Raw genomic sequence first — 20,320 nt, forward strand, 5'->3', positions numbered from 1 at the left:
AAAATTGATTTTTATTTATTATTTCTACGCCACTTTTCAAATTGTGCCAATACTTCATCAGGTAAGTTCAATCTATTTCTTGGTGTCTTCGTCTCAATTTCAGATAAGTGCTTTGTTACTACAGATTCTTGATTTGAAATAGTCGTCCACATTTCTCTCGAAGAAATTCTGTATGCACCTGAACCAAATATAGCGTGTTGTTCACTCATATCACTAGTTACAACTGTAATATGCGTAATGTGTTTTCGGTATAGTTCATATGTGAGCTTTTCAATATAACTATCCGCAGTCTCTTTTCCTTTTGTATAAACAACTTTCACGCCATGTTTAATTTCAATTGATTCTGTACCTTCTACACCATATGCATCGAATACGACAATCATTTCTCCATCATGTTGCGTGTTGTAATTAATAAGTGTAATTAACAGTTTATCTCTTGCTTCTTCCAAAGATACTTGTGCAATAGAAGAAAGCTCCTTTGACTGTCCTATTAAATTATAACCATCGATAATCAAATAGATATCTTTCATTATGACTGTCCTATTGGATGCCTTTTTCTATAAACTTCATACATAAGCAAACTTGCTGCAACGGATGCATTAAGACTGTTTACGTGTCCAACCATTGGTAATTTAATATAGAAATCACACTTATCTTTCACTAGACGGCTCATACCCTCGCCTTCACTACCTATAACTATCACTAATGGCATTCCCGCATCCATTTGACGATAGTCAGTAGCGTTGTTTGCATCTGTACCCGCTACCCAGTATCCTACTTCTTGAAGTCGCTCAATCGTTTGCGGTAAGTTCGTCACTCGTATAACTGGTACATGTTGAATCGCTCCCGTAGAAGCTTTAGCAACTGTTGCATTCAATTGTACTGATCTTCTCTTCGGAATAATGATGCCATCAATACCAATCGCATCTGCAGTTCTCATAATAGAACCTAAGTTGTGCGGGTCCTCTAATCCATCTAACATTAACAAGCAAGGTTGATGGTCTATATCTTTTGTTTCAGAAATATAATCTTCTAACTCTTTATACGGATATGGCGCTATTTGTGCTGCAATACCTTGGTGTGGCACATCGGTAAGATAGTCAATTTTTGACTTTGGAACCGTCTGTACTACTATTTTTTCAGATTTTGCAATTTTTAAAATTTCACCAATTTGTTTTTTATTAATGCCTTCTTGAATAAGCACTTTGTTAATTGTGTGACCTGAAGTAATTGCTTCTTTCACAGCGTGCCTACCTACAATAATAGATTCATCCATTCGCACTCACCCTTTCCTCTGTTATTTCAATCATTTTATTTATCAATTCTTCTAGTCGTTCAATGTTGTCTATTAAATACAAATATCCGATTACCGCTTCGATAGCAGAACTTTTTCTATACGTTTGAATATCTGTATTTTTAGCTTTTGTATAACTTTTTGCGTTTCTACCACGTTTAATAACATCTAATTCTTCTTCGTTAAAATATCCTTCTTCAATTAAGTGGTTTAATACAAAGGCTTGTCCTTTAGCTGAAACATATTGTTTAGAAAGTTGATGCAACCGATTTGGTTTTCCTTTAATTTTAATAATAATATGTTTACGAACATACGTATCTAAAATGGCATCTCCCATATACGCTAGCGATAAAGGGTTCAACATCTTCACAGATAATTTATCCACGTTTAAACCTCACACCTTGAGCCGTATCTTCAAGTATAATGTTCTGTTCTTTTAATAAATCTCTGATTTCATCTGCTCTTTGGAAATTTTTAGCTTTACGCGCTTCATTTCTCTCTTCGATTAATGATTCAATTTCTTCATCCAATAGTTCATTTTGTGTTTTACCAACTAAAGGCACACCTAATACATCGCTAAAAATTTGATATACTTCTTTAAAACGTTGAATCGTTTGTGTCGAAGTTGTATTCTCTAATAAATATTTATTCGCTAGTTTGTTTAAGTCATACCAAGCAGTCATCGCATTTGCAGTATTAAAGTCATCATCCATATATGTTTCGAAATCTTTTAAAATACGATCAATATTTGAAATATACGCATCAGTTTCATCTGATTCATTTAATGCAAATTCTGTTCTGTCTTCTAATGATTTATAGCTATTACGAATACGTTCTAATCCTCTTTTAGCTGCATTCACTAAATCCAAATCATAGTTAATAGGGCTTCTGTAATGTGCACCGACCATAAAGAATCTCAACACGTCTGGATCAATTTCTTTAATGATGTCATGTACTAAAATAAAGTTCCCTAAAGATTTACTCATCTTCTCGTTGTTAATATTTACAAAGCCATTATGCATCCAATAGTTAGCAAATGTCTTATCGTTATGTGCTTCTGATTGTGCAATTTCATTTTCATGGTGAGGGAATTGTAAATCAGTACCACCAGCATGAATATCAATTGTGTCACCTAAATGCACTTGAGCCATAACTGAACATTCAATATGCCATCCCGGTCTACCTTCACCCCATGGACTTTCCCATTTAATTTCTCCTGGTTTAGCCTGTTTCCATAAAGTGAAATCTAATTCGTCTTCTTTTTGTTCGCCAGTTTCAATTCTTGCACCGACTTTCAAATCATCTAGTGATTGATGACTTAATTTACCATACTCATCAAAGCGACGCGTACGATAATAAACATCTCCACCACTTTCGTATGCATAACCTTTTTCTACAAGTACATTGATAAAGGCAATGATATCATCCATATGATCCATTACACGTGGGTTCGCAGTGCCACGTTTACAATTCAACGCGCCTGTATCTTCATAGAAAGCTTCAATGAAACGATCTGCTATTTCAGGTACGGTTTCACCTAGTTCATTTGCAGTTCTAATTAATTTATCATCAACATCTGTAAAGTTAGATACATATTGAACATCATATCCTCGATATTCTAAATATCTTCTAACAACATCAAATGCGACAGTCGCTCTTGCATTCCCTATATGAATGTAGTTATATACGGTTGGTCCACAAACGTACATCTTAACTTTACCTTCTTCAATTGGAATAAATTCTTCCTTTTGTCTTGTTAACGTATTATATAACGTAATCATCAACAATCTCTCCATTCTTCGTCTTTTCAAGTTGACGTTCTAATTCTTTTAATTGTTCATAAATCGGGTCAGGTAAATTCGTATGATTAAAGTTTTTCCCTACTTTTAATCCATCTTGTTTAACGATACGACCTGGAATGCCAACTACCGTCGAATAATCTGGTACATCATTTAACACAACAGAGTTCGCACCAATATTCACATTACTTCCGACTTCGATATTCCCTAATACTTTAGCACCTGCAGCAATTAGTACATTATCTCCAATATCCGGATGACGTTTACCTCGTTCTTTACCTGTTCCACCTAATGTCACGCCTTGATATATCGTTACATTATTGCCAATTCGACATGTTTCACCTATTACTATACCCATACCATGGTCTATAAATAATCGCTTCCCTATAGTTGCCCCAGGGTGAATTTCAACCCCTGTAAAAAAGCGAGAAATTTGTGATATTGATCGTGCAATGAAATACATTTTCTTCTTGAAAAACCAATTGGCTATTAAGTAACTCCATATTGCATGTATGCCTGAGTAAGTCATTACGATTTCAAATGATGATCTTGCAGCTGGGTCTTGTTCAAATACCATTTGAATATCATCTTTGACTCTTTTAAACATTAAAATCCCCCCTCAGATAGCAAAAAGGCGCCTCTAACAATAATTGCTAGAGGTGCCTTTCCTGCACGGTTCCACTCTTTTTAGCATATAAAATGCTCACTCATTAAATATCCATATATTCATCTTGTGTAATCAAGGTGCATTCGTTAAAGTCATGTGGCACATTCTCAGCTAACATGCGCTCTCTAATTTCACATTTCTAAAACTACTTGGCCTTCAAGTCATTTTTATAATAATTTTTCGCGATTAAAAAATCAAACGAAACGTTTTAATCTTGCTAATACTTTTTCTCTACCTAATAATGCAATTGTATTAGGAAGTTCTGGACCGTGTGTTTGTCCTGATACGGCAACACGAATTGGCATAAATAATTGTTTACCTTTTATGCCTGTTTCTTTTTGAACAGCTTTAATAGATTTCTTAATTTCAGCTGGTTCAAACGGTTCTAAACTTTCAAGTTGATTTGCAAGTTCAGCCATAACGGTTGGTACTTGTTCTTCATCTAATACAGCTTGTGCTTCTTCATTAAAGTCTAAATGATCTCTAAAGAATAACTCAGATAAAGGAACAATTTCTCCAGCATAGCTCATTTGTTGTTGATATAATCCTACTAAGTCTTTCGCCCAAGACAATTCGTCTTCGGAAGGACTTTCTGATAATAAACCAGCTTTAACCATGTGTGGAATTGTCATTTCAAATACTGTATCAGCATCTTTTTCTTTCATGTATTGATTGTTAATCCATTCTAATTTCTTCTTGTCGAAGAAAGCTGGTGATTTAGAAAGACGCTTTTCATCAAAGATTTTAATGAATTCTTCCTTAGAGAAAATTTCCTCTTCACCTTCTGGAGACCAACCTAATAAACCAATAAAGTTAAAGATTGCTTCTGGTAAATAACCTAAGTCTCTATATTGCTCGATAAATTGTAGTATTTGTCCATCACGTTTACTTAATTTTTTACGCTCTTCATTTACGATTAAAGTCATATGCGCAAATTGTGGTGGTTCAAATCCTAAAGCTTCATAAATCATAAGTTGTTTAGGCGTATTTGAAATATGGTCGTCACCACGAATAACATGTGAGATTTCCATGAAATAGTCATCAATTGCTACCGCAAAGTTGTACGTCGGTACACCATCTTTTTTAACGATGACCCAGTCACCGATACCATTAGATTCAAATGATACTTCGCCTTTAACGATATCATTAAATGTAAACACTTCATCTTGAGGTACTCTGAATCGAATACTTGGTTGTCTACCTTCTGCTTCAAATGCTTCTTGTTGTTCTTTAGTTAAATGTGCGTGTTTACCACCATAACGTGGCATTTCACCTCGTGCAATTTGTTCTTCACGTTCCGCTTCTAACTCTTCTGAAGTCATATAACATTTATATGCTTTATCTTCAGCTAACAGTTTATCGATATGTGGTTGATATATATGTCCACGTTCTGATTGACGATATGGACCGTATCCTCCATTTTTATCAACAGATTCATCCCAGTTCAATCCTAACCACTCTAAGTTAGTAAACTGTGATGTTTCTCCATCTTCTAAATTTCTGGCTATATCTGTATCTTCAATACGTATAACAAAGTCCCCATCATAATGTTTAGCAAACAAATAGTTAAATAATGCGGTTCTTGCGTTACCGATGTGTAAGTAACCAGTTGGACTTGGCGCGTATCTTACTCTTACTTTGGTACTCATCGTCTCACTCCTGTTTTTTTCTTTACTTAGTTAATAATACCACAGCTTGTGCTTGTATGCCTTCTTCTCTACCTAGAAAACCTAATTTTTCATTGGTTGTCGCTTTCACATTAACATCGTCTACAGACACGCCAAAGATCGTTGAAATAGTTTCTCTCATATGATCAATATGTGGTCTGAATTTAGGCTGCTCAGCTATAATTGTAGCATCTACATTTCCAAGTTTATATCCTTTTTTCAAAACTTGTGCATATGCTTCAGCCAATAATTTTTTCGAATCTGCATCTTTGAAGGCTGGATCCGTATCCGGAAACAGTTTTCCGATATCTCCTAAACTTGCAGCACCAAGGATTGCATCAGTAATTGCGTGTAATAAAACATCTGCATCACTATGTCCTTTAAGCCCCTGGCGATGTTCAACTTCAATTCCACCTATGATCAATGGACGTGTTTCATCAAATGCATGAACATCATACCCATATCCTATTCTAAACATTTTGTTTTACCTCGTCTTTCTAATATTGCCTCAGCAATGAAGATATCTTCTTCAGTTGTTATTTTTATATTATTATAATCCCCATCTGTAATATAAACATCATATCCATATTTTTCAGCTAACGAGGCATCATCTGTGCCATTGTAATATCTTCTTTTCGCAAATTCATAAGAATTTATTAAAATTTCTTTTTCAAAGGATTGTGGCGTTTGTACTTGCCATACTGTTGAACGATCATACGTTTCTTGAATGATCCCTTCCTTAACGCTTTTTATAGTATCTTTCGCAGGTACAGCTAATACCGCCGCATGATGTATTATTGTTTGTCGATATAAGCGCTGTACAACATCCTCAGTTACGAGTGGTCTTGCGCCATCATGAACCATGATAATTTCAGCATCTTGTATCACTTTTAATACTTTATAAATACTATCTTGCCGTTCCTCGCCACCAGCAATGACATCGACCACTTTAGTAAAATCCTTTAAATGGTTTCTCATTTTATCTACTTCGTTTGGATGTGCAGCTACATAGATTTGATTACATGATTCCATATTTTGAAATACGGATACAGTGCGGCGAATAATCGTTTCTCCAGCAATTTTTAAGAACAACTTATTGACGTTTCTCCCCATTCTTTTACCTTGTCCAGCTGCAGGTATAATCAATGTAAATCCCAATTTATGACACCTTCTTCGCAAATATAATTCTGCCTGAAGAAGTTTGCAGTAAGCTCATAACTTCTACAGGAATCGTCTTACCAATATATTCTCTTCCTCTTTCTATAACGACCATTGTGCCATCATCTAAATAACCGACACCTTGATCATCTTCTTTACCAATTTTCGTTATTAATAAATCAAATATATCACCTTGATGTAATACAGGTTTAATCGCTTCTGATAAATCATTTACATTCAAGACTTTAATGCCTTGGACAGCACAAACTTTATTCAAGTTATAATCCGTCGTAATAATACTTGCATTATACTTTTTAGCTAATGTAATCAACAATGCGTCAACATCTTTATGTGTTGAGTTAGGTTCTATAATAGAAATTGAAAAGTCCGTTTCTTTTAATGAATTTAAAATATCTAACCCACGTTGACCTTTATCTCTCTTTATACTATCCTTTGCGTCCGCAATTACTTGTAACTCTTCAATGACACCTTGAGGAACAAGAATTTCACCGTCTAAAAAGTGACATTTAACAACATCTAGTATACGTCCATCAATAATCGCACTTGTATCCAACAACTTTGCATATCTCACTGTTGTTTGTCTCGTTAATGAATTAGATATACTTTCTGGAAAAATCCTCAAAATTTCTTCGCGCTTTTGCAGCCCTATTTGGAAGCCTAAATAACTTAAGAAAGCAGCAATAATTATAGGTAATATATGCTTCAATACAGGCGCGCCAATCATTTCTAATATGAATGAAACCATTACAGCAATCATTAATCCAATCATAACGCCAACAGTTGCAAAGAATATTTCTAGAATACTTTTCTTAAGTAAATATTTTTCACCTTGATCGGCCATGTCTACAATTTTGTCTATTAAAAAGCCAAATAATAAGAACATGACTACTGCCCCAATAAATCCATCGATATATGGATTAGATAGCACCTGTGTCGGTTGTATACTAAAAGCATTGATTAACTCAGGAATCACCATGATGCCGAGTGAATATCCAATGACTAAGTAACACAAAATAATGAGTCCTTTTAAAATTTTCATACGTTAACCTCCTAATGGTTAATTATGCATTAAACGCAATTTTCAATGCTTCTCTCGTTGTTGAAACCCCGATAACTTCAGTGCCTTCTGGGAATTCTAAACCTTTAATATTATTTTTAGGTATGACAATTCGTTTAAATCCTAATTTAGCCGCTTCTTGAACTCTTTGGTCAATTCTCGCAACTCTTCTTACTTCACCAGTTAATCCAACTTCACCAACAAAACAATCATCACCTTTCGTCGGCTTATCTTGGAAACTAGATGCTATTGCTATTATAATACTTAAGTCAACAGCTGGTTCGCTTAATTTAACACCACCGGCAATTTTGATGTATGCATCTTGTTGTTGTAATAAGAAGTTCTCTTTCTTCTCTAATACAGCCATCAACAGACTTAATCGATTATGGTCAATACCTGTCGCCATCCTTCTCGGATTGTGGAAAGTTGTCGGTGTCACAAGCGCCTGAACTTCAACTAATATCGGCCTCGTCCCTTCCATTGTAGCAACGATTGTTGAGCCTGACACATGCTTCGTTCTTTCTTCAAGGAACATTTCAGATGGATTGGTCACTTCGTTAAGCCCTGTTTGTTTCATTTCGAAAATACCCATTTCATTCGTTGAGCCAAAACGGTTTTTCACCGCTCTCAATATACGATATGCATGATGTGTATCTCCTTCGAAATATAAAACAGTATCCACCATATGTTCTAATAGTCGCGGTCCTGCAATTTGCCCATCTTTCGTTACATGTCCGACGATAAACGTAGCAATATTCATTTGTTTAGCAATATGCATTAAATTTTGCGTACATTCTCTCACTTGAGAAACAGATCCAGGTGCAGATGTAACCTCAGGATGATATACAGTCTGAATTGAATCGATTACTAACACATCTGGTTTTTCCTTTTGGACCATGCTATGTATAATCTCTAAATTGGTCTCTGCATAAACATTTAATTCTCCAGAATCTTCGACAAGACGTTCCGCTCTTAATTTAGTTTGTCTTACAGATTCTTCACCTGATACATACAACACATTCTTCTGTTGAGATAAAGCTGCACAAATTTGTAATAATAACGTTGATTTACCAATACCAGGATCCCCACCAATCAATACAAGTGATCCTTCGACTACGCCACCGCCTAGAACGCGGTTAAATTCATTTATTTTTGTTTTGATTCTCGGTGTGTCTTCTTCTTTTACATCTTTTAATTTTTCAATCTTTTGAGCAGGAACATCTGATTTAAAAGTATTCTTCGGACCTTTAGTTTCTTTATGCTCTATAGATTCTTCCATTTGGTTCCATCCACCACAATTAGGGCATTTACCCATCCATTTTGGAGATTGGTATCCGCAGGCCAAACACTCAAATACTACTTTCTTCTTTGCCATACATGTTACCTCCGTGTTAATTGAATAGTTATATTTTAAACTTGACTGCCTTTAAAAACAATTTTATATACTTTAACATTAAAAGAATAGCTCACAAACTATTGGTATGAATAGTTTGCGAGCTATTTATATAATTAAAATCTATTTTTGAAATTATGCTTTAGTTGCTTCTTGGTTATCTTTATCTTCTTTATGCTCAGACAAATCAAATTTAAATTCATCTTCTCTATAATCAACAACGATATCTTTACCAACTAAATCTTGACCAGATAGAATTAATTCACTTAAGTTATCTTCTACATTTTTTTGAATTGAACGTGTTAATGGTCTTGCACCGTATTCTGGGTCGAATCCTTCGTCTGCAATTTTTTCTTGAGCAGCATCAGAAAGTGTAATATGAATACCTTGTTCAGATAAGCGTTTTGTTAAATCGCTTGCCATTTTAGTAACAATTTCTTTTAGATGATCTTTCTCAAGTTTATGGAATACGATAATATCATCTACACGGTTTAAGAATTCAGGTCTGAATTGTTGTTTAAGTTCGTCCATCATTGTTTTTCTAATTGTTTCATAGTCAGGACCACTTTCTTTAGCGCCAAATCCAACAAATTTAGCATTTTGAAGTTCTTGTGCCCCAACATTTGAAGTCATAATGATAACTGTATTTCTAAAGTCTACTTTGCGACCTTTAGAATCTGTTAAATGACCGTCATCTAATACTTGTAATAAGATATTAAATACGTCTGGATGTGCTTTTTCAATTTCATCAAATAGAATGACAGAGTATGGTTTACGTCTTACTTTTTCAGTTAATTGACCACCATCATCATGTCCAACATATCCCGGAGGAGAACCTACAAGACGGCTGACAGAATGTTTCTCCATAAACTCACTCATATCGACTCTAATCATTGCATCTTCTTCACCAAACATAGCGTCTGCTAAAGTACGTGCAAGTTCTGTTTTACCGACACCAGTTGGTCCAAGGAATATAAAGCTTCCGATTGGTCTCTTAGGATCTTTCAAACCTGCTCTAGCACGTCTTACTGCTTTAGAGATAGATTTGACTGCATCATTTTGACCGATCACTCGGTTATGAAGAATAGATTCTAAGTTCAATAGACGCTCTGATTCTGTTTCGTTTAATTTTGTAATCGGAACGCCTGTCCAATTAGCAACAACAACAGCAATATCTTCAGCAGTTACACATGTGTTTTTCTCACCTTGTGCTTTTTTCCATTCGTTTTTAGTATCTTCTAATTGTTTTTCTAATTTAGTTTGTTTATCTCTTAGATTAGCCGCATTTTCAAACTCTTGTGAATGAACAGCAGCGTCTTTTTCTTTTTTAACTGTTTCTAATTCTGATTCAAGTTCTTTAAGACTTGGTGGTGTTGTATAATTTCTAAGTCTTACTTTAGAACTTGCTTCATCTATTAAGTCAATCGCTTTGTCTGGTAAGAATCTATCAGATATATAACGATCACTCATGTTCACAGCCGCTTCAATAGCTTCGTCTGAAATATTGATACGGTGATGGGCTTCATAACGATCTCTTAATCCTTTTAAAATTGAAATAGAATCTTCTGTATTAGGTTCATCTACTGTGACTGGTTGGAAACGTCTTTCTAACGCAGCGTCTTTTTCAATGTATTTACGATATTCGTCTAATGTTGTTGCACCGATACATTGTAGTTCTCCACGTGCAAGTGCTGGTTTCAAGATGTTTGAAGCATCGATTGCACCTTCAGCGCCACCTGCACCGATAAGCGTGTGAAGTTCATCAATGAATAATACGATATTTCCTGCTTGATGAATTTCTTCCATTACTTTTTTCAATCTTTCTTCAAATTCACCACGATATTTCGTACCAGCTACAACTGTTCCCATATCTAGTGACATAACACGTTTACCTTTTAAAGTTTCTGGAACTTCATTTTGAACAATCGCTTGGGCTAAGCCTTCAACAATCGCTGTTTTACCGACACCTGGTTCACCAATTAATACTGGGTTATTTTTTGTTCTTCTACTTAAAACTTCAATCACTCTTGTAATTTCATCTGAACGACCTATAACTGGATCTAACGTACCATCTTGTGCGATGACTGTTAAATCTCTTGCAAGTCCGTCTAAAGTTGGCGTTGCTTGGTTTTTAGTCGTTTGTGCATTTTTAGATCCTTGTTCAGGACTGCCTAGTGATTTCACTACTTGAGCACGTGCTTTCGTAATATTTAAATCTAAGTTCGCAAATACTCGAGCTGCAACACCTTCGTTTTCACGAATCAGACCTAATAATAAATGTTCTGTGCCCACAAATGTATGATTAAGTTTTCTCGCTTCATCCATTGAAAGCTCGATAACTTTTTTCGCTCTAGGCGTGTAATGGATTGCCCCAACTTGCTCTTGGCCGTGTCCAATTAAGTTTTCAACTTCTTTTGTGACTTTTTCTTCAGTAATACCAAATGCTTCTAATACTTTAGCCGCAATACCTTCAGGCTCTTTCATTAAGCCCAACAATAAATGTTCTGTACCTATATTTGAATGATTTAATCTCATTGCTTCTTCTTGTGCGTGTGCAAGTACACGTTGTGCGCGTTCTGTTAATCTACCAAATAGCATAAACTAACCTCCTATTTTTATATTTATATATGGTTTCTTAAAAACATTGCTCGTTTTTCATCTACAGTTTGTTCAGCCGATTCTTCTTCAAAGAATGGTGTTTGTATTGTAACCATTAAATTATCAAAGTTAAAGTTATTACGCTCGATATGTCCTAAATCAATACCCAGTTTCATTTCACTTAACCTTAATGAAGCTTCTTCAACTGATATTAACTGTGCTGATTTTAAAATTCCTTGAGCACGAAAAACTCTATCTTTTGTCTCTAAATGATTGAAACGATCTAATCTTTTTCTAATTTGTTCTTCTTCACTAATAATTTGTTCTACAATTTGTGTTAAATCTTCGATGATTTCTTCTTCAGTTTTTCCTAAAGTTAACTGATTAGAGATTTGATACACATGACCTAAAGCACCTGTACCTTCTCCATATATACCACGAATTGTATAACCAAATCGATTAATTGCCTGGGCAATTCTTTTCATACGTTTCATAATACTTAGTCCGGGCAAATGCAACATGACACTCGCTCTTAAACCAGTACCAATATTAGTTGGACACGTCGTTAAAAATCCATGTTGTTCATCATAAGATATCGTTAAATGTTTATCTAACTCATCATCTAATTTCGAAGCTGTTTCATAGAGTTCTTTTAAGACGAGGTTGTTCCCCATCACTTGAATGCGTACATGATCTTCTTCATTGATCATTACACTTGTAGATTCGTCATCATTCAACAATACTGCACCTGCAATTTGTTTCGTTAGTGCAGGACTAATTAAGTGTTTGAACACAAGCTTATTCTGATCAAGTTCAGTCAAATCTGATAGACGTGTCAGTTTCAAATCTGATAATGCTTTGCTCACTTTCTCAATCACTTTGTTTCCTGATGCTTCATCTTCATATTTGAGTGGATGAACTTCGTCTTGAAGGTTACGCGCAAGTCTGATTCTCGAACTCATGATGATTGGTGTATCTTCTTTCTCTTTCATCCAATCACTCATATGTTCATTAATATGTTCTTCCATTTACTCGACCTCACCTTCTGCTTTCAAAGCTTTAATTTCATCTCGTACTACAGCTGCATCTTCAAAGGCTTGTTCTTCAATTAAACATTGTAGCACTTTTTCTTTTTCCGCAATTTGCTGTTTGAGTTGAATTTTACTTCTTGAAGAAACAGGTATCTTACCTGTATGTTCGCCACTTCCTGCTTGAACTCTTCTAATGATTTGAGGAACATCATCTTTAAAAGTTTCATAACAATCATGACAACCAAACTTCCCTACTTTAGCAATGTCAGGGAGCGTCATACCACAAGTAGGACAGTGCTTTTCTTCTTGTGGTTGGACTTGTTTAAAGTTAATACCGTGCTTTCCTACGAGATATTGTAAAAATTGGTTCACAACAAATTCTTGATCTACATTTTGATCATTCATTTGATCATCTTGAAAATAAAAATGTTCTGAAGCACAGTTTTTACAAATCCATTGTTCTGTATTATGTTTCTTACCTGTTGATGTTAACTGAATGGTAGCTTCTTCTTTTCCACAAATTTCACAAAGCATACTGTCACTCCTTTTTTTAACTATAATGTATGACGGCAAGTATACGTTTCAATATATTTGCTCGAATAATATCTCTATATGGTATATCTATTTGTAAAGTATCTCGATGAATGGTTTGCAAAATCATTTTCTTTTCTCTATCCGTAATTAAATCATTGTTGAACAAACCATCAACGATTCTAAATGCATTTGCTTGAGATATTTGATCACCCGTTAAATCGATTAGATGTCTAATAAAAGCTGATTGACTATTTGTTTCGACTTTGGAAATACGGATATAACCTCCACCGCCTCTTTTACTTTCAATAGCATATCCATGTTCATTAGTAAATCGTGTCTTAATAACATAGTTTAACTGAGAAGGTACGCAGTCAAACTTTTCTGCTATGTGGGCACGTTTAATTTCAACGACATCACCTTGAGCTTCATCTAATAATTGTTTCAAATATTGCTCAATGATATCCGACATATTGTGCATTCATCATCACCTCTTTTGACCTTCTTTGACTATATTATATGTTCTGTACTTTATTATTTCAATTAATTTGTTTCTATAAAAATTTCAAAATATGTATACCGCTTTCAAATGAAATAAGTTATGATATATGATAGGTTATTAAAGTGAGATTAATTTGGGAGAGGTGTGTCTAGTATGCATTATATTATCGGGATTATTGGTATCTTATTGTTCCTGTTTTTGGCTTGGATAGTGAGTTCAGATAAAATGCGCGTAAGATGGCAGTACATAGGTTTAATGATTGTTATTCAATTTATATTTGCTTTCTTATTATTAAAAACAACAGGTGGTTTAACAATCATCGGTGGTATTTCAAGCGGTTTTAGTTATATTATCGCTAAAGCAATGGAAGGTATTAACTTTGTATTTGCTGGTATGGCAAATATTGATCCAAAATCGGATAAACCGGTTTCTGTTTATTTCCTTAATGTATTAATGCCAATCGTATTTGTTTCAGCTTTAATTGGTATCTTACAATATATAAAAGTTTTACCGCTTATCATTAAATATTTAGGTCTAGTTATCTCAAAAATTAACGGTATGGGAAAATTAGAGTCATATAACGCAGTTGCTTCTGCGATTCTAGGTCAATCTGAAGTGTTTATCTCAATTAAGAAACAACTTCCATTAATTCCTAAACATCGTATGTATACTTTAACAGCATCTGCAATGTCTACTATTTCAGCATCTATTATTGGTGCATACTTTACTATGGTTGAACCGAGATATGTTGTTACGGCAATTGTATTAAACTTATTTGGCGGATTCATCATGGCATCCATCATTAATCCTTATACTGTAGATCCTAAAGAAGATGACATTATGATTCAAGAATCTGAAGAAAAACAGTCATTTTTCCAAATGCTTGGAGAATATATTTTAGATGGATTTAAAGTAGCTGTTATTGTTGCAGCAATGTTAATTGGTTATGTTGCTTTAATCGGTCTTCTAAATGGTGTAACAACAAGTATTATTACTTTTGCATCTGGCGGATCAGTTTCATGGGACTTCCAAACATTGATTGGATTTATCTTTGCACCATTTGCATTCTTCACAGGTATTCCTTGGTCAGATGCTGTTCAATCAGGTAGTATCATGGCAACTAAAGTACTTTCAAATGAATTCGTTGCAATGGGTATCTTACCAGACGCTAACATTTCTGAAAGAGCTACAGGTATCATTTCTGTATTCTTAGTTTCATTCGCAAACTTCGGATCAATTGGTATCATTGCAGGTGCAGTTAAATCATTAAACGATAAACAAGGCGATAATGTTGCAAGATTTGGTCTAAAATTATTATACGGTGCTACACTCGTATCATTCTTATCTGCAACAATTGCTGGATTCTTCTTATAAACAAAACAGGCACGAGTAAAGAATTTAAATTCTTTACTCGTGCCTTATTTTTATATTTGTTTTACGCGATGTTTTTCTACTATCTCTTCAATAAAATAATTCATTATTTTATAATCATCAGTTAATTCTGGATGGAATGAAATACCCAAGTATTGGTTCTGTCTTACCGCTACAATTTTATCTTCAACAGTAGATAACACTTCCACATTATCTCCCACTGACTGAATATGTGGCGCTCTGATGAATACTGCATTCACTTGTTCTTCAATACCACTCACATCCAAATATTGTTCAAAACTATCCACTTGTCTACCGAATGAATTTCTTTCAACGACAACATTTAATTTATTTAAATGGCTTTCTTGATCGACTACATCTGTTGCTAGTAGAATCAATCCTGCACATGTACCATACATTGGTATGTCGCTTTCTCTCAACACTTCCGTAAAACCATATAAGTCCATCAATCGACGCATCGTTGTTGATTCTCCACCAGGTAATACAAGTCCATCTATCGTTTCTAATTCATCTACACGCTTTATAGAGACACCTTCATGACCAGATTGTTCAATATGCTTAATATGTTCTCTAACTGCACCTTGTAATCCTAAGACGCCTATTCTCATATTACCATCCACGCTCTTGCATACGTTCTTCTAATGATAATTGATTAATGTCTAAACCTTTCATCGCTGGTCCTAGTTCTTTTGAAAGTTCAGCAATCAATTTATAATCTTGATAATGCGTCGTAGCTTGAACAATCGCTTTAGCAAATTTTTCTGGTGCTTCAGATTTAAAGATACCTGATCCAACGAATACGCCATCTGCACCTAATTCCATCATTAATGCTGCATCAGCTGGTGTAGCTACACCGCCTGCTGCGAAGTTTACGACTGGTAATCTGCCTAAGTCTTTAATTTCTTTTAATATTTCATAAGGTGCACCTATATTTTTAGCTTCGGTCATTATTTCATCATCACTCATAACAACTAATTTACGTACCTCAGCATTCACTTGTCTCATATGACGTACAGCTTCAACGATATTACCTGTACCAGGTTCCCCTTTCGTACGAAGCATTGCTGCACCTTCACCAATTCTACGCGCAGCTTCACCTAAATTACGACAACCACATACAAATGGTACTGTGAAGTCATCTTTTTTTAAATGATATTCTTCATCTGCAGGTGTTAACACTTCAGATTCATCTATATAGTCAACGCCCATAGATTCTAATACACGCGCTTCTGTAATATGACCTATTCTACCTTTAGCCATGACAGGAATTGATACAGCTTTCATTACTTCTTCAACAATTCTAGGGTCTGCCATTCTTGCAACGCCACCTGCTGCTCTAATATCTGAAGGTACACGTTCTAACGCCATAACAGCTACAGCTCCAGCTTCTTCAGCTAACTTTGCTTGTTCTGCGTTAACGACATCCATGATGACGCCACCTTTTTGCATTTCTGCCATACCTCTTTTAACTTTATCTGATCCAGTAATTTTAGACATTTTAAATATTTCCTCCTTTTAAATCGCTTATTAGTAGGTTATACTAAATTCTGAACTGGTAAAAGAGTCAGATTTATTAAAAAAATAGTGGTCAGATAAGGGAGATTAATCATGGAAATGCTTATGTTCAATATTAATAGAGATATTAGCACGCCAATTTACTTACAACTTTATGAGAATATCAAACAAAATATCATTAATAATACGATGCAACATAACGAAAAGCTACCCTCAAAAAGACAGCTCAGTCATTACTTGTCTGTCAGCCAAACGACTATTGAACATGCTTATCAACTGCTTTGCGATGAAGGTTATATATTAAGTAGAAGTCGTTCTGGCTTCTACATCAACGATATTGTTAATCTGCCTGTAACGTATAAAACACAATTACCAACAGAGTCAGATGAGAATGAATCATTATATCAGTACCGTTTTAAACTAGGAGCTATTGATAAATCTCACTTTCCGAATGACCTTTTCCGAAAATATGCGAAAGAATCTTTCGACGATCATCAAATTTGTTTATTAGACAGCGGTCATAAACAAGGTGACTATAATCTTAGAAAAGAAATCCGAAATTATATTTTTCACAGTCGAGGTGTAAATTGCTTACCCCAACAAATTATTATTGGTTCATCTACGGAACAACTATTATCTATACTGACAGATATATTATCTGATGCTAAATACATGATTGAAGACCCTATTTATAAACAAGTCAGAAATTTACTCAAAAGAAAACACGTTCCATTCGAATTTATCCCAGTTAATTCAAATGGTATAGACATAGAACAAATCATACGTACTGACTTCGATGTCGTCTATATAACTCCGAGTCATCAATTCCCTACAGGTGTCATTATGGATTTAAAACGAAGAACACAATTAATAAAATGGGCTTCCGAAAAAAATAGCCGCTATATTATTGAGGATGATTATGATTCCGAATTTAGATATAGTGGAAGACCTATTCCTGCCCTACAAAGTTTAGACAATACTGGACGAGTAATTTATGTCAGTACATTTTCAAAATCAATTTCCCCTTCTATTCGTGTCGCATATGCTGTATTACCACAAGAGCTACTCTCTATTTATCGCAAGAAAACAAATATAGAAGGAGGCACTGTACCAAGACATACACAATATACTTTAGGACGATTTATGAGTGATGGACACTTCGAAAGACATCTTAACCGAATGAGGAAGATATATAGAAATAAAAGAGACATCATCATTCGTGAACTCAAAAAATATCCTGATATCTTTTCAATATCCGGTGAGCTAACAGGAATGCATTTTATCTTAACAGTAACAAATGGGCTTTCTTTAGAAGATTGTGTTCATCGTGTCGAACAAATGAATATTGATATTAAACCACTTGCTCACTACCGATTTAAACAAAATGATCATATCCCTCAGTTTGTACTAGGATTTGGTGGTATTCCCGACGAAGATTTAGAAAATCATATTCATGCACTTATACAATGTTTCACAAAATAAAAGCGTTAAATTTCTATGTACATAGAAATTTAACGCTTTTTATTTATACAATACGCCCGCGGCTAATATTTTGTAATTTCATTAACTCTGTTCGAATACTCGCAATTCCTTTTATCTGTGGCAAGTCTACGATTTCATAACTAATATTAAATTCTACTTCTTTACATATATTTTCATATGTTGTTAAATATAGCCCTATTGATTGATCTGGCAATGCACTTATATTTCCATCTTGATAGGCACGCTCTATTGTAAATGCCAATTGTTCTACGGTAAATATTATAGGATATACATATTCAATTTGCTTCACATTATTATCCGTTTCATGTAAAGCAGCTTGATACATTGCCTTTGTATTCATAATTTCCGTTTGCATTTTTCTTATTAATTTTGAATGAATCACACTTTGATGATATTTATTAGTTGAGAACAAAGTATGTAATAAATTAGCCTGTATTCTCAATGTATTATTGATTGTTTTTGGTAATTTTTTAGATGCTTGCTTTCTATTAATGACTAATACTCCAATTAATCCAATGAGAGATCCAATTATAACATCAGTAATTCTTGGAAAAACAAGATGTGTATCAAAATGGTGTGTTATTGCTGCCGACATTAATAACACATTAGGTGTAATAAACATAACCGCAATCGTATAGTTAAATGCGATTAATAACTCAGCAGTTCCCATTAATATCGCCATTAAAATAACTATTTCCCATGTATTTGGTTCAAAATACAATATAATTACAGCTACTAACATACCAACAATTGTTCCAAAAGTTCTTTGCAATGCTCGTTGTATCGTTGATTGTGATGTTGAACCTAACAACACTGAACAACATGACATTGGAATCCAATATGCACGTTCAAAACCAATACCAAAAGCAATAATAACCGAAGCAAATAAAATAATACCGTACTGCATTGAAGACATTAACACCATTGAATTCTTTGAAAGATTGTCTTTTATAATAGTTGAATACATTGGTTTTCTATAATTGATTTGTTTATTCAATTTAACATCAGTATCATCCAATAATGCTACTGTTGTATTTACTAATTCAGTTAATTCATCAATGTGCTCATCTTTTTTATTAATGCTTATTTGCTGAAAAGATGCCTTTTCTCTTCCTTCAATTCTTTCACTTATATATTTAATTCCGTCTATAATTTCGATTGGAATGGATTCATTACCTCTTGATGACAGTTCTAAACAACTTGACCATATTGCTTCAGCATTACTCTTTAATTGTAATAACTTGTGATAATCTTTATTTTTATTCCAAAATGCATTTGCAGTCGTTAAAGTTGTTGTAGCACTATGTATAGCATTTAAAGTCTCGCCTCGTGCATCATCAAAGTTTTTACCAGAAAAATGTTCCATTAAATATGTTAGTTTTTTATAAATATTTAATACACTTTCCTTTTCTGGCTTTTTATGATTAAACACTGCATCTATAATTACTGCAAGTGTACTAATAACACCACCACATAAGATAAGTAAACCACGATTCCAAACTTCTTCTGGCATAATTGGCATAATAGATGCAATGCTATATGTTAACACAAAAAATAATGAAGATGGCCCAGGAATTTGAAAGGCTTTTAAAACGAAGTGTGCAATCATACCAATCAATCCTAATACTAATGCATATAAGAATGGCACTGTAATAGTAAGCGTACCTAACATTAGAGATAAACTTAGCATCAAGGTTACAACAATTACTTTTCGTATTCTTGAAGGATACGAACCATTTATAACATATATATTACTAAATGAACCTAATACAGCAGTTAATCCAAGATCAAATCTACCAAATACAAAACTTGTCATCAAAATTACGAATACAATACACGCTTGCATTATAGCTTTTTTTATAGCTAAGTTACTCTTGTTTAATTTAAATAACATATCAAAATATTTCCACATATATTTGCATCCTTTCCAATCCAATCTAAATAATAAACAAAAAAAAGAGACCTAACAGGTCTCGAGTGCGGCTCATCGCATCCATTTTAAAAATATTTGCCCGGCAACGTCCTACTCTCGCGGAACGTAAGTCCAACTACCATCGGCGCTAAAGAGCTTAACTTCTGTGTTCGGCATGGGAACAGGTGTGACCTCTTTGCCATCATCACCAGACAAATAGTAAAAATATTAAGAATGATATTACACATTCAAAACTAGATAGTAAGCAGATTTTACGGCA

At 34.3% G+C, this 20,320-nt stretch carries 19 protein-coding genes and 1 rRNA gene; 2 read left to right on the forward strand and 18 right to left on the reverse strand.

Annotation, left to right across the window (positions count from 1 at the left end; genetic code table 11):
• Window positions 1-11: 11 nt before the first annotated feature.
• The 14 genes from P3U32_RS11855 to P3U32_RS11920 form a co-directional block, all read right to left on the reverse strand.
• Entirely contained in the window at window positions 12-530 is a 519-nt protein-coding gene (locus P3U32_RS11855) for an NYN domain-containing protein (protein ID WP_323703384.1), read from the reverse strand.
• Window positions 530-1,276: a 23S rRNA (guanosine(2251)-2'-O)-methyltransferase RlmB gene (rlmB, locus tag P3U32_RS11860; RefSeq protein WP_323703385.1), complete on the reverse strand. Its 747-nt coding sequence runs from the start codon at window positions 1,274-1,276 to the stop codon at window positions 530-532. Before rlmB ends, P3U32_RS11855 begins: the two co-directional genes overlap by 1 nt.
• On the reverse strand, window positions 1,269-1,658 hold the full coding sequence (locus P3U32_RS11865) for a Mini-ribonuclease 3 (protein ID WP_323704889.1): 390 nt from the start codon (window positions 1,656-1,658) through the stop codon (window positions 1,269-1,271). The genes rlmB and P3U32_RS11865 overlap by 8 nt, the downstream gene beginning before the upstream one ends.
• 13 nt (window positions 1,659-1,671) lie before the next feature.
• Window positions 1,672-3,075, reverse strand: a complete 1,404-nt coding sequence (gene cysS, locus P3U32_RS11870) for a cysteine--tRNA ligase (RefSeq protein WP_323703386.1) — start codon at window positions 3,073-3,075, stop codon at window positions 1,672-1,674.
• Window positions 3,059-3,700 carry a serine O-acetyltransferase gene (cysE, locus tag P3U32_RS11875; protein ID WP_416361228.1) on the reverse strand — a complete coding sequence of 214 codons (642 nt, stop codon included), beginning with the start codon at window positions 3,698-3,700 and terminating at the stop codon, window positions 3,059-3,061. Before cysE ends, cysS begins: the two co-directional genes overlap by 17 nt.
• 254 nt (window positions 3,701-3,954) lie before the next feature.
• The gene (gene gltX / locus P3U32_RS11880) at window positions 3,955-5,409 is read right to left on the reverse strand and encodes a glutamate--tRNA ligase (protein WP_323703387.1); all 1,455 of its coding nucleotides are present in this window, start codon (window positions 5,407-5,409) and stop codon (window positions 3,955-3,957) included.
• A gap of 22 nt (window positions 5,410-5,431) precedes the next feature.
• The gene (gene ispF, locus P3U32_RS11885) at window positions 5,432-5,905 is read right to left on the reverse strand and encodes a 2-C-methyl-D-erythritol 2,4-cyclodiphosphate synthase (RefSeq protein WP_323703388.1); all 474 of its coding nucleotides are present in this window, start codon (window positions 5,903-5,905) and stop codon (window positions 5,432-5,434) included.
• Complete coding sequence (gene ispD, locus P3U32_RS11890) at window positions 5,893-6,585, reverse strand: 2-C-methyl-D-erythritol 4-phosphate cytidylyltransferase (protein ID WP_323703389.1); 693 nt, start codon at window positions 6,583-6,585, stop codon at window positions 5,893-5,895. The genes ispF and ispD overlap by 13 nt, the downstream gene beginning before the upstream one ends.
• Before the next feature lies 1 nt (window position 6,586).
• Entirely contained in the window at window positions 6,587-7,645 is a 1,059-nt protein-coding gene (locus P3U32_RS11895) for a PIN/TRAM domain-containing protein (RefSeq protein ID WP_323703390.1), read from the reverse strand.
• Between the two features lie 22 nt (window positions 7,646-7,667).
• Complete coding sequence (gene radA, locus P3U32_RS11900) at window positions 7,668-9,038, reverse strand: DNA repair protein RadA (protein ID WP_323703391.1); 1,371 nt, start codon at window positions 9,036-9,038, stop codon at window positions 7,668-7,670.
• A gap of 153 nt (window positions 9,039-9,191) precedes the next feature.
• Entirely contained in the window at window positions 9,192-11,654 is a 2,463-nt protein-coding gene (locus P3U32_RS11905; protein WP_323703392.1) for an ATP-dependent Clp protease ATP-binding subunit, read from the reverse strand.
• 23 nt (window positions 11,655-11,677) lie between these two features.
• Window positions 11,678-12,682, reverse strand: a complete 1,005-nt coding sequence (locus tag P3U32_RS11910) for a protein arginine kinase (RefSeq protein WP_323703394.1) — start codon at window positions 12,680-12,682, stop codon at window positions 11,678-11,680.
• A complete protein-coding gene (locus P3U32_RS11915; protein ID WP_323703395.1) occupies window positions 12,683-13,219 on the reverse strand; it encodes an excinuclease ABC subunit B in 537 nt (178 codons plus the stop codon).
• Between the two features lie 16 nt (window positions 13,220-13,235).
• On the reverse strand, window positions 13,236-13,697 hold the full coding sequence (locus tag P3U32_RS11920; RefSeq protein WP_323703396.1) for a CtsR family transcriptional regulator: 462 nt from the start codon (window positions 13,695-13,697) through the stop codon (window positions 13,236-13,238).
• Between the two features lie 174 nt (window positions 13,698-13,871).
• On the opposite strand from P3U32_RS11920, the gene P3U32_RS11925 reads away from it, so the two are divergent.
• Complete coding sequence (locus tag P3U32_RS11925; protein WP_323703397.1) at window positions 13,872-15,092, forward strand: NupC/NupG family nucleoside CNT transporter; 1,221 nt, start codon at window positions 13,872-13,874, stop codon at window positions 15,090-15,092.
• A 50-nt stretch (window positions 15,093-15,142) separates the two neighbouring features.
• Here P3U32_RS11925 and pdxT read toward each other — a convergent pair whose 3' ends face one another.
• Both pdxT and pdxS read right to left on the reverse strand, forming a co-directional pair.
• Window positions 15,143-15,718 carry a pyridoxal 5'-phosphate synthase glutaminase subunit PdxT gene (gene pdxT, locus P3U32_RS11930; RefSeq protein WP_323703398.1) on the reverse strand — a complete coding sequence of 192 codons (576 nt, stop codon included), beginning with the start codon at window positions 15,716-15,718 and terminating at the stop codon, window positions 15,143-15,145.
• A gap of 1 nt (window position 15,719) precedes the next feature.
• Complete coding sequence (gene pdxS, locus P3U32_RS11935; protein ID WP_323703399.1) at window positions 15,720-16,607, reverse strand: pyridoxal 5'-phosphate synthase lyase subunit PdxS; 888 nt, start codon at window positions 16,605-16,607, stop codon at window positions 15,720-15,722.
• A 111-nt stretch (window positions 16,608-16,718) separates the two neighbouring features.
• Between pdxS and P3U32_RS11940 the strand changes: the two genes are divergently transcribed.
• Window positions 16,719-18,107, forward strand: coding sequence for a MocR-like pyridoxine biosynthesis transcription factor PdxR (locus tag P3U32_RS11940; protein WP_323703400.1), 1,389 nt, complete (start codon window positions 16,719-16,721; stop codon window positions 18,105-18,107).
• Between the two features lie 43 nt (window positions 18,108-18,150).
• Here the strand turns inward: P3U32_RS11940 and P3U32_RS11945 are convergent, their stop codons facing one another.
• Window positions 18,151-20,040: an FUSC family protein gene (locus P3U32_RS11945; RefSeq protein ID WP_323703401.1), complete on the reverse strand. Its 1,890-nt coding sequence runs from the start codon at window positions 20,038-20,040 to the stop codon at window positions 18,151-18,153.
• A gap of 98 nt (window positions 20,041-20,138) precedes the next feature.
• Window positions 20,139-20,253, reverse strand: a 5S ribosomal RNA gene (gene rrf / locus P3U32_RS11950).
• Between the last annotated feature and the right edge of the window lie 67 nt (window positions 20,254-20,320).

The organism is Mammaliicoccus sp. Dog046, from assembly GCF_034039665.1.
Classification (GTDB): Bacteria; Bacillota; Bacilli; order Staphylococcales; family Staphylococcaceae; genus Mammaliicoccus.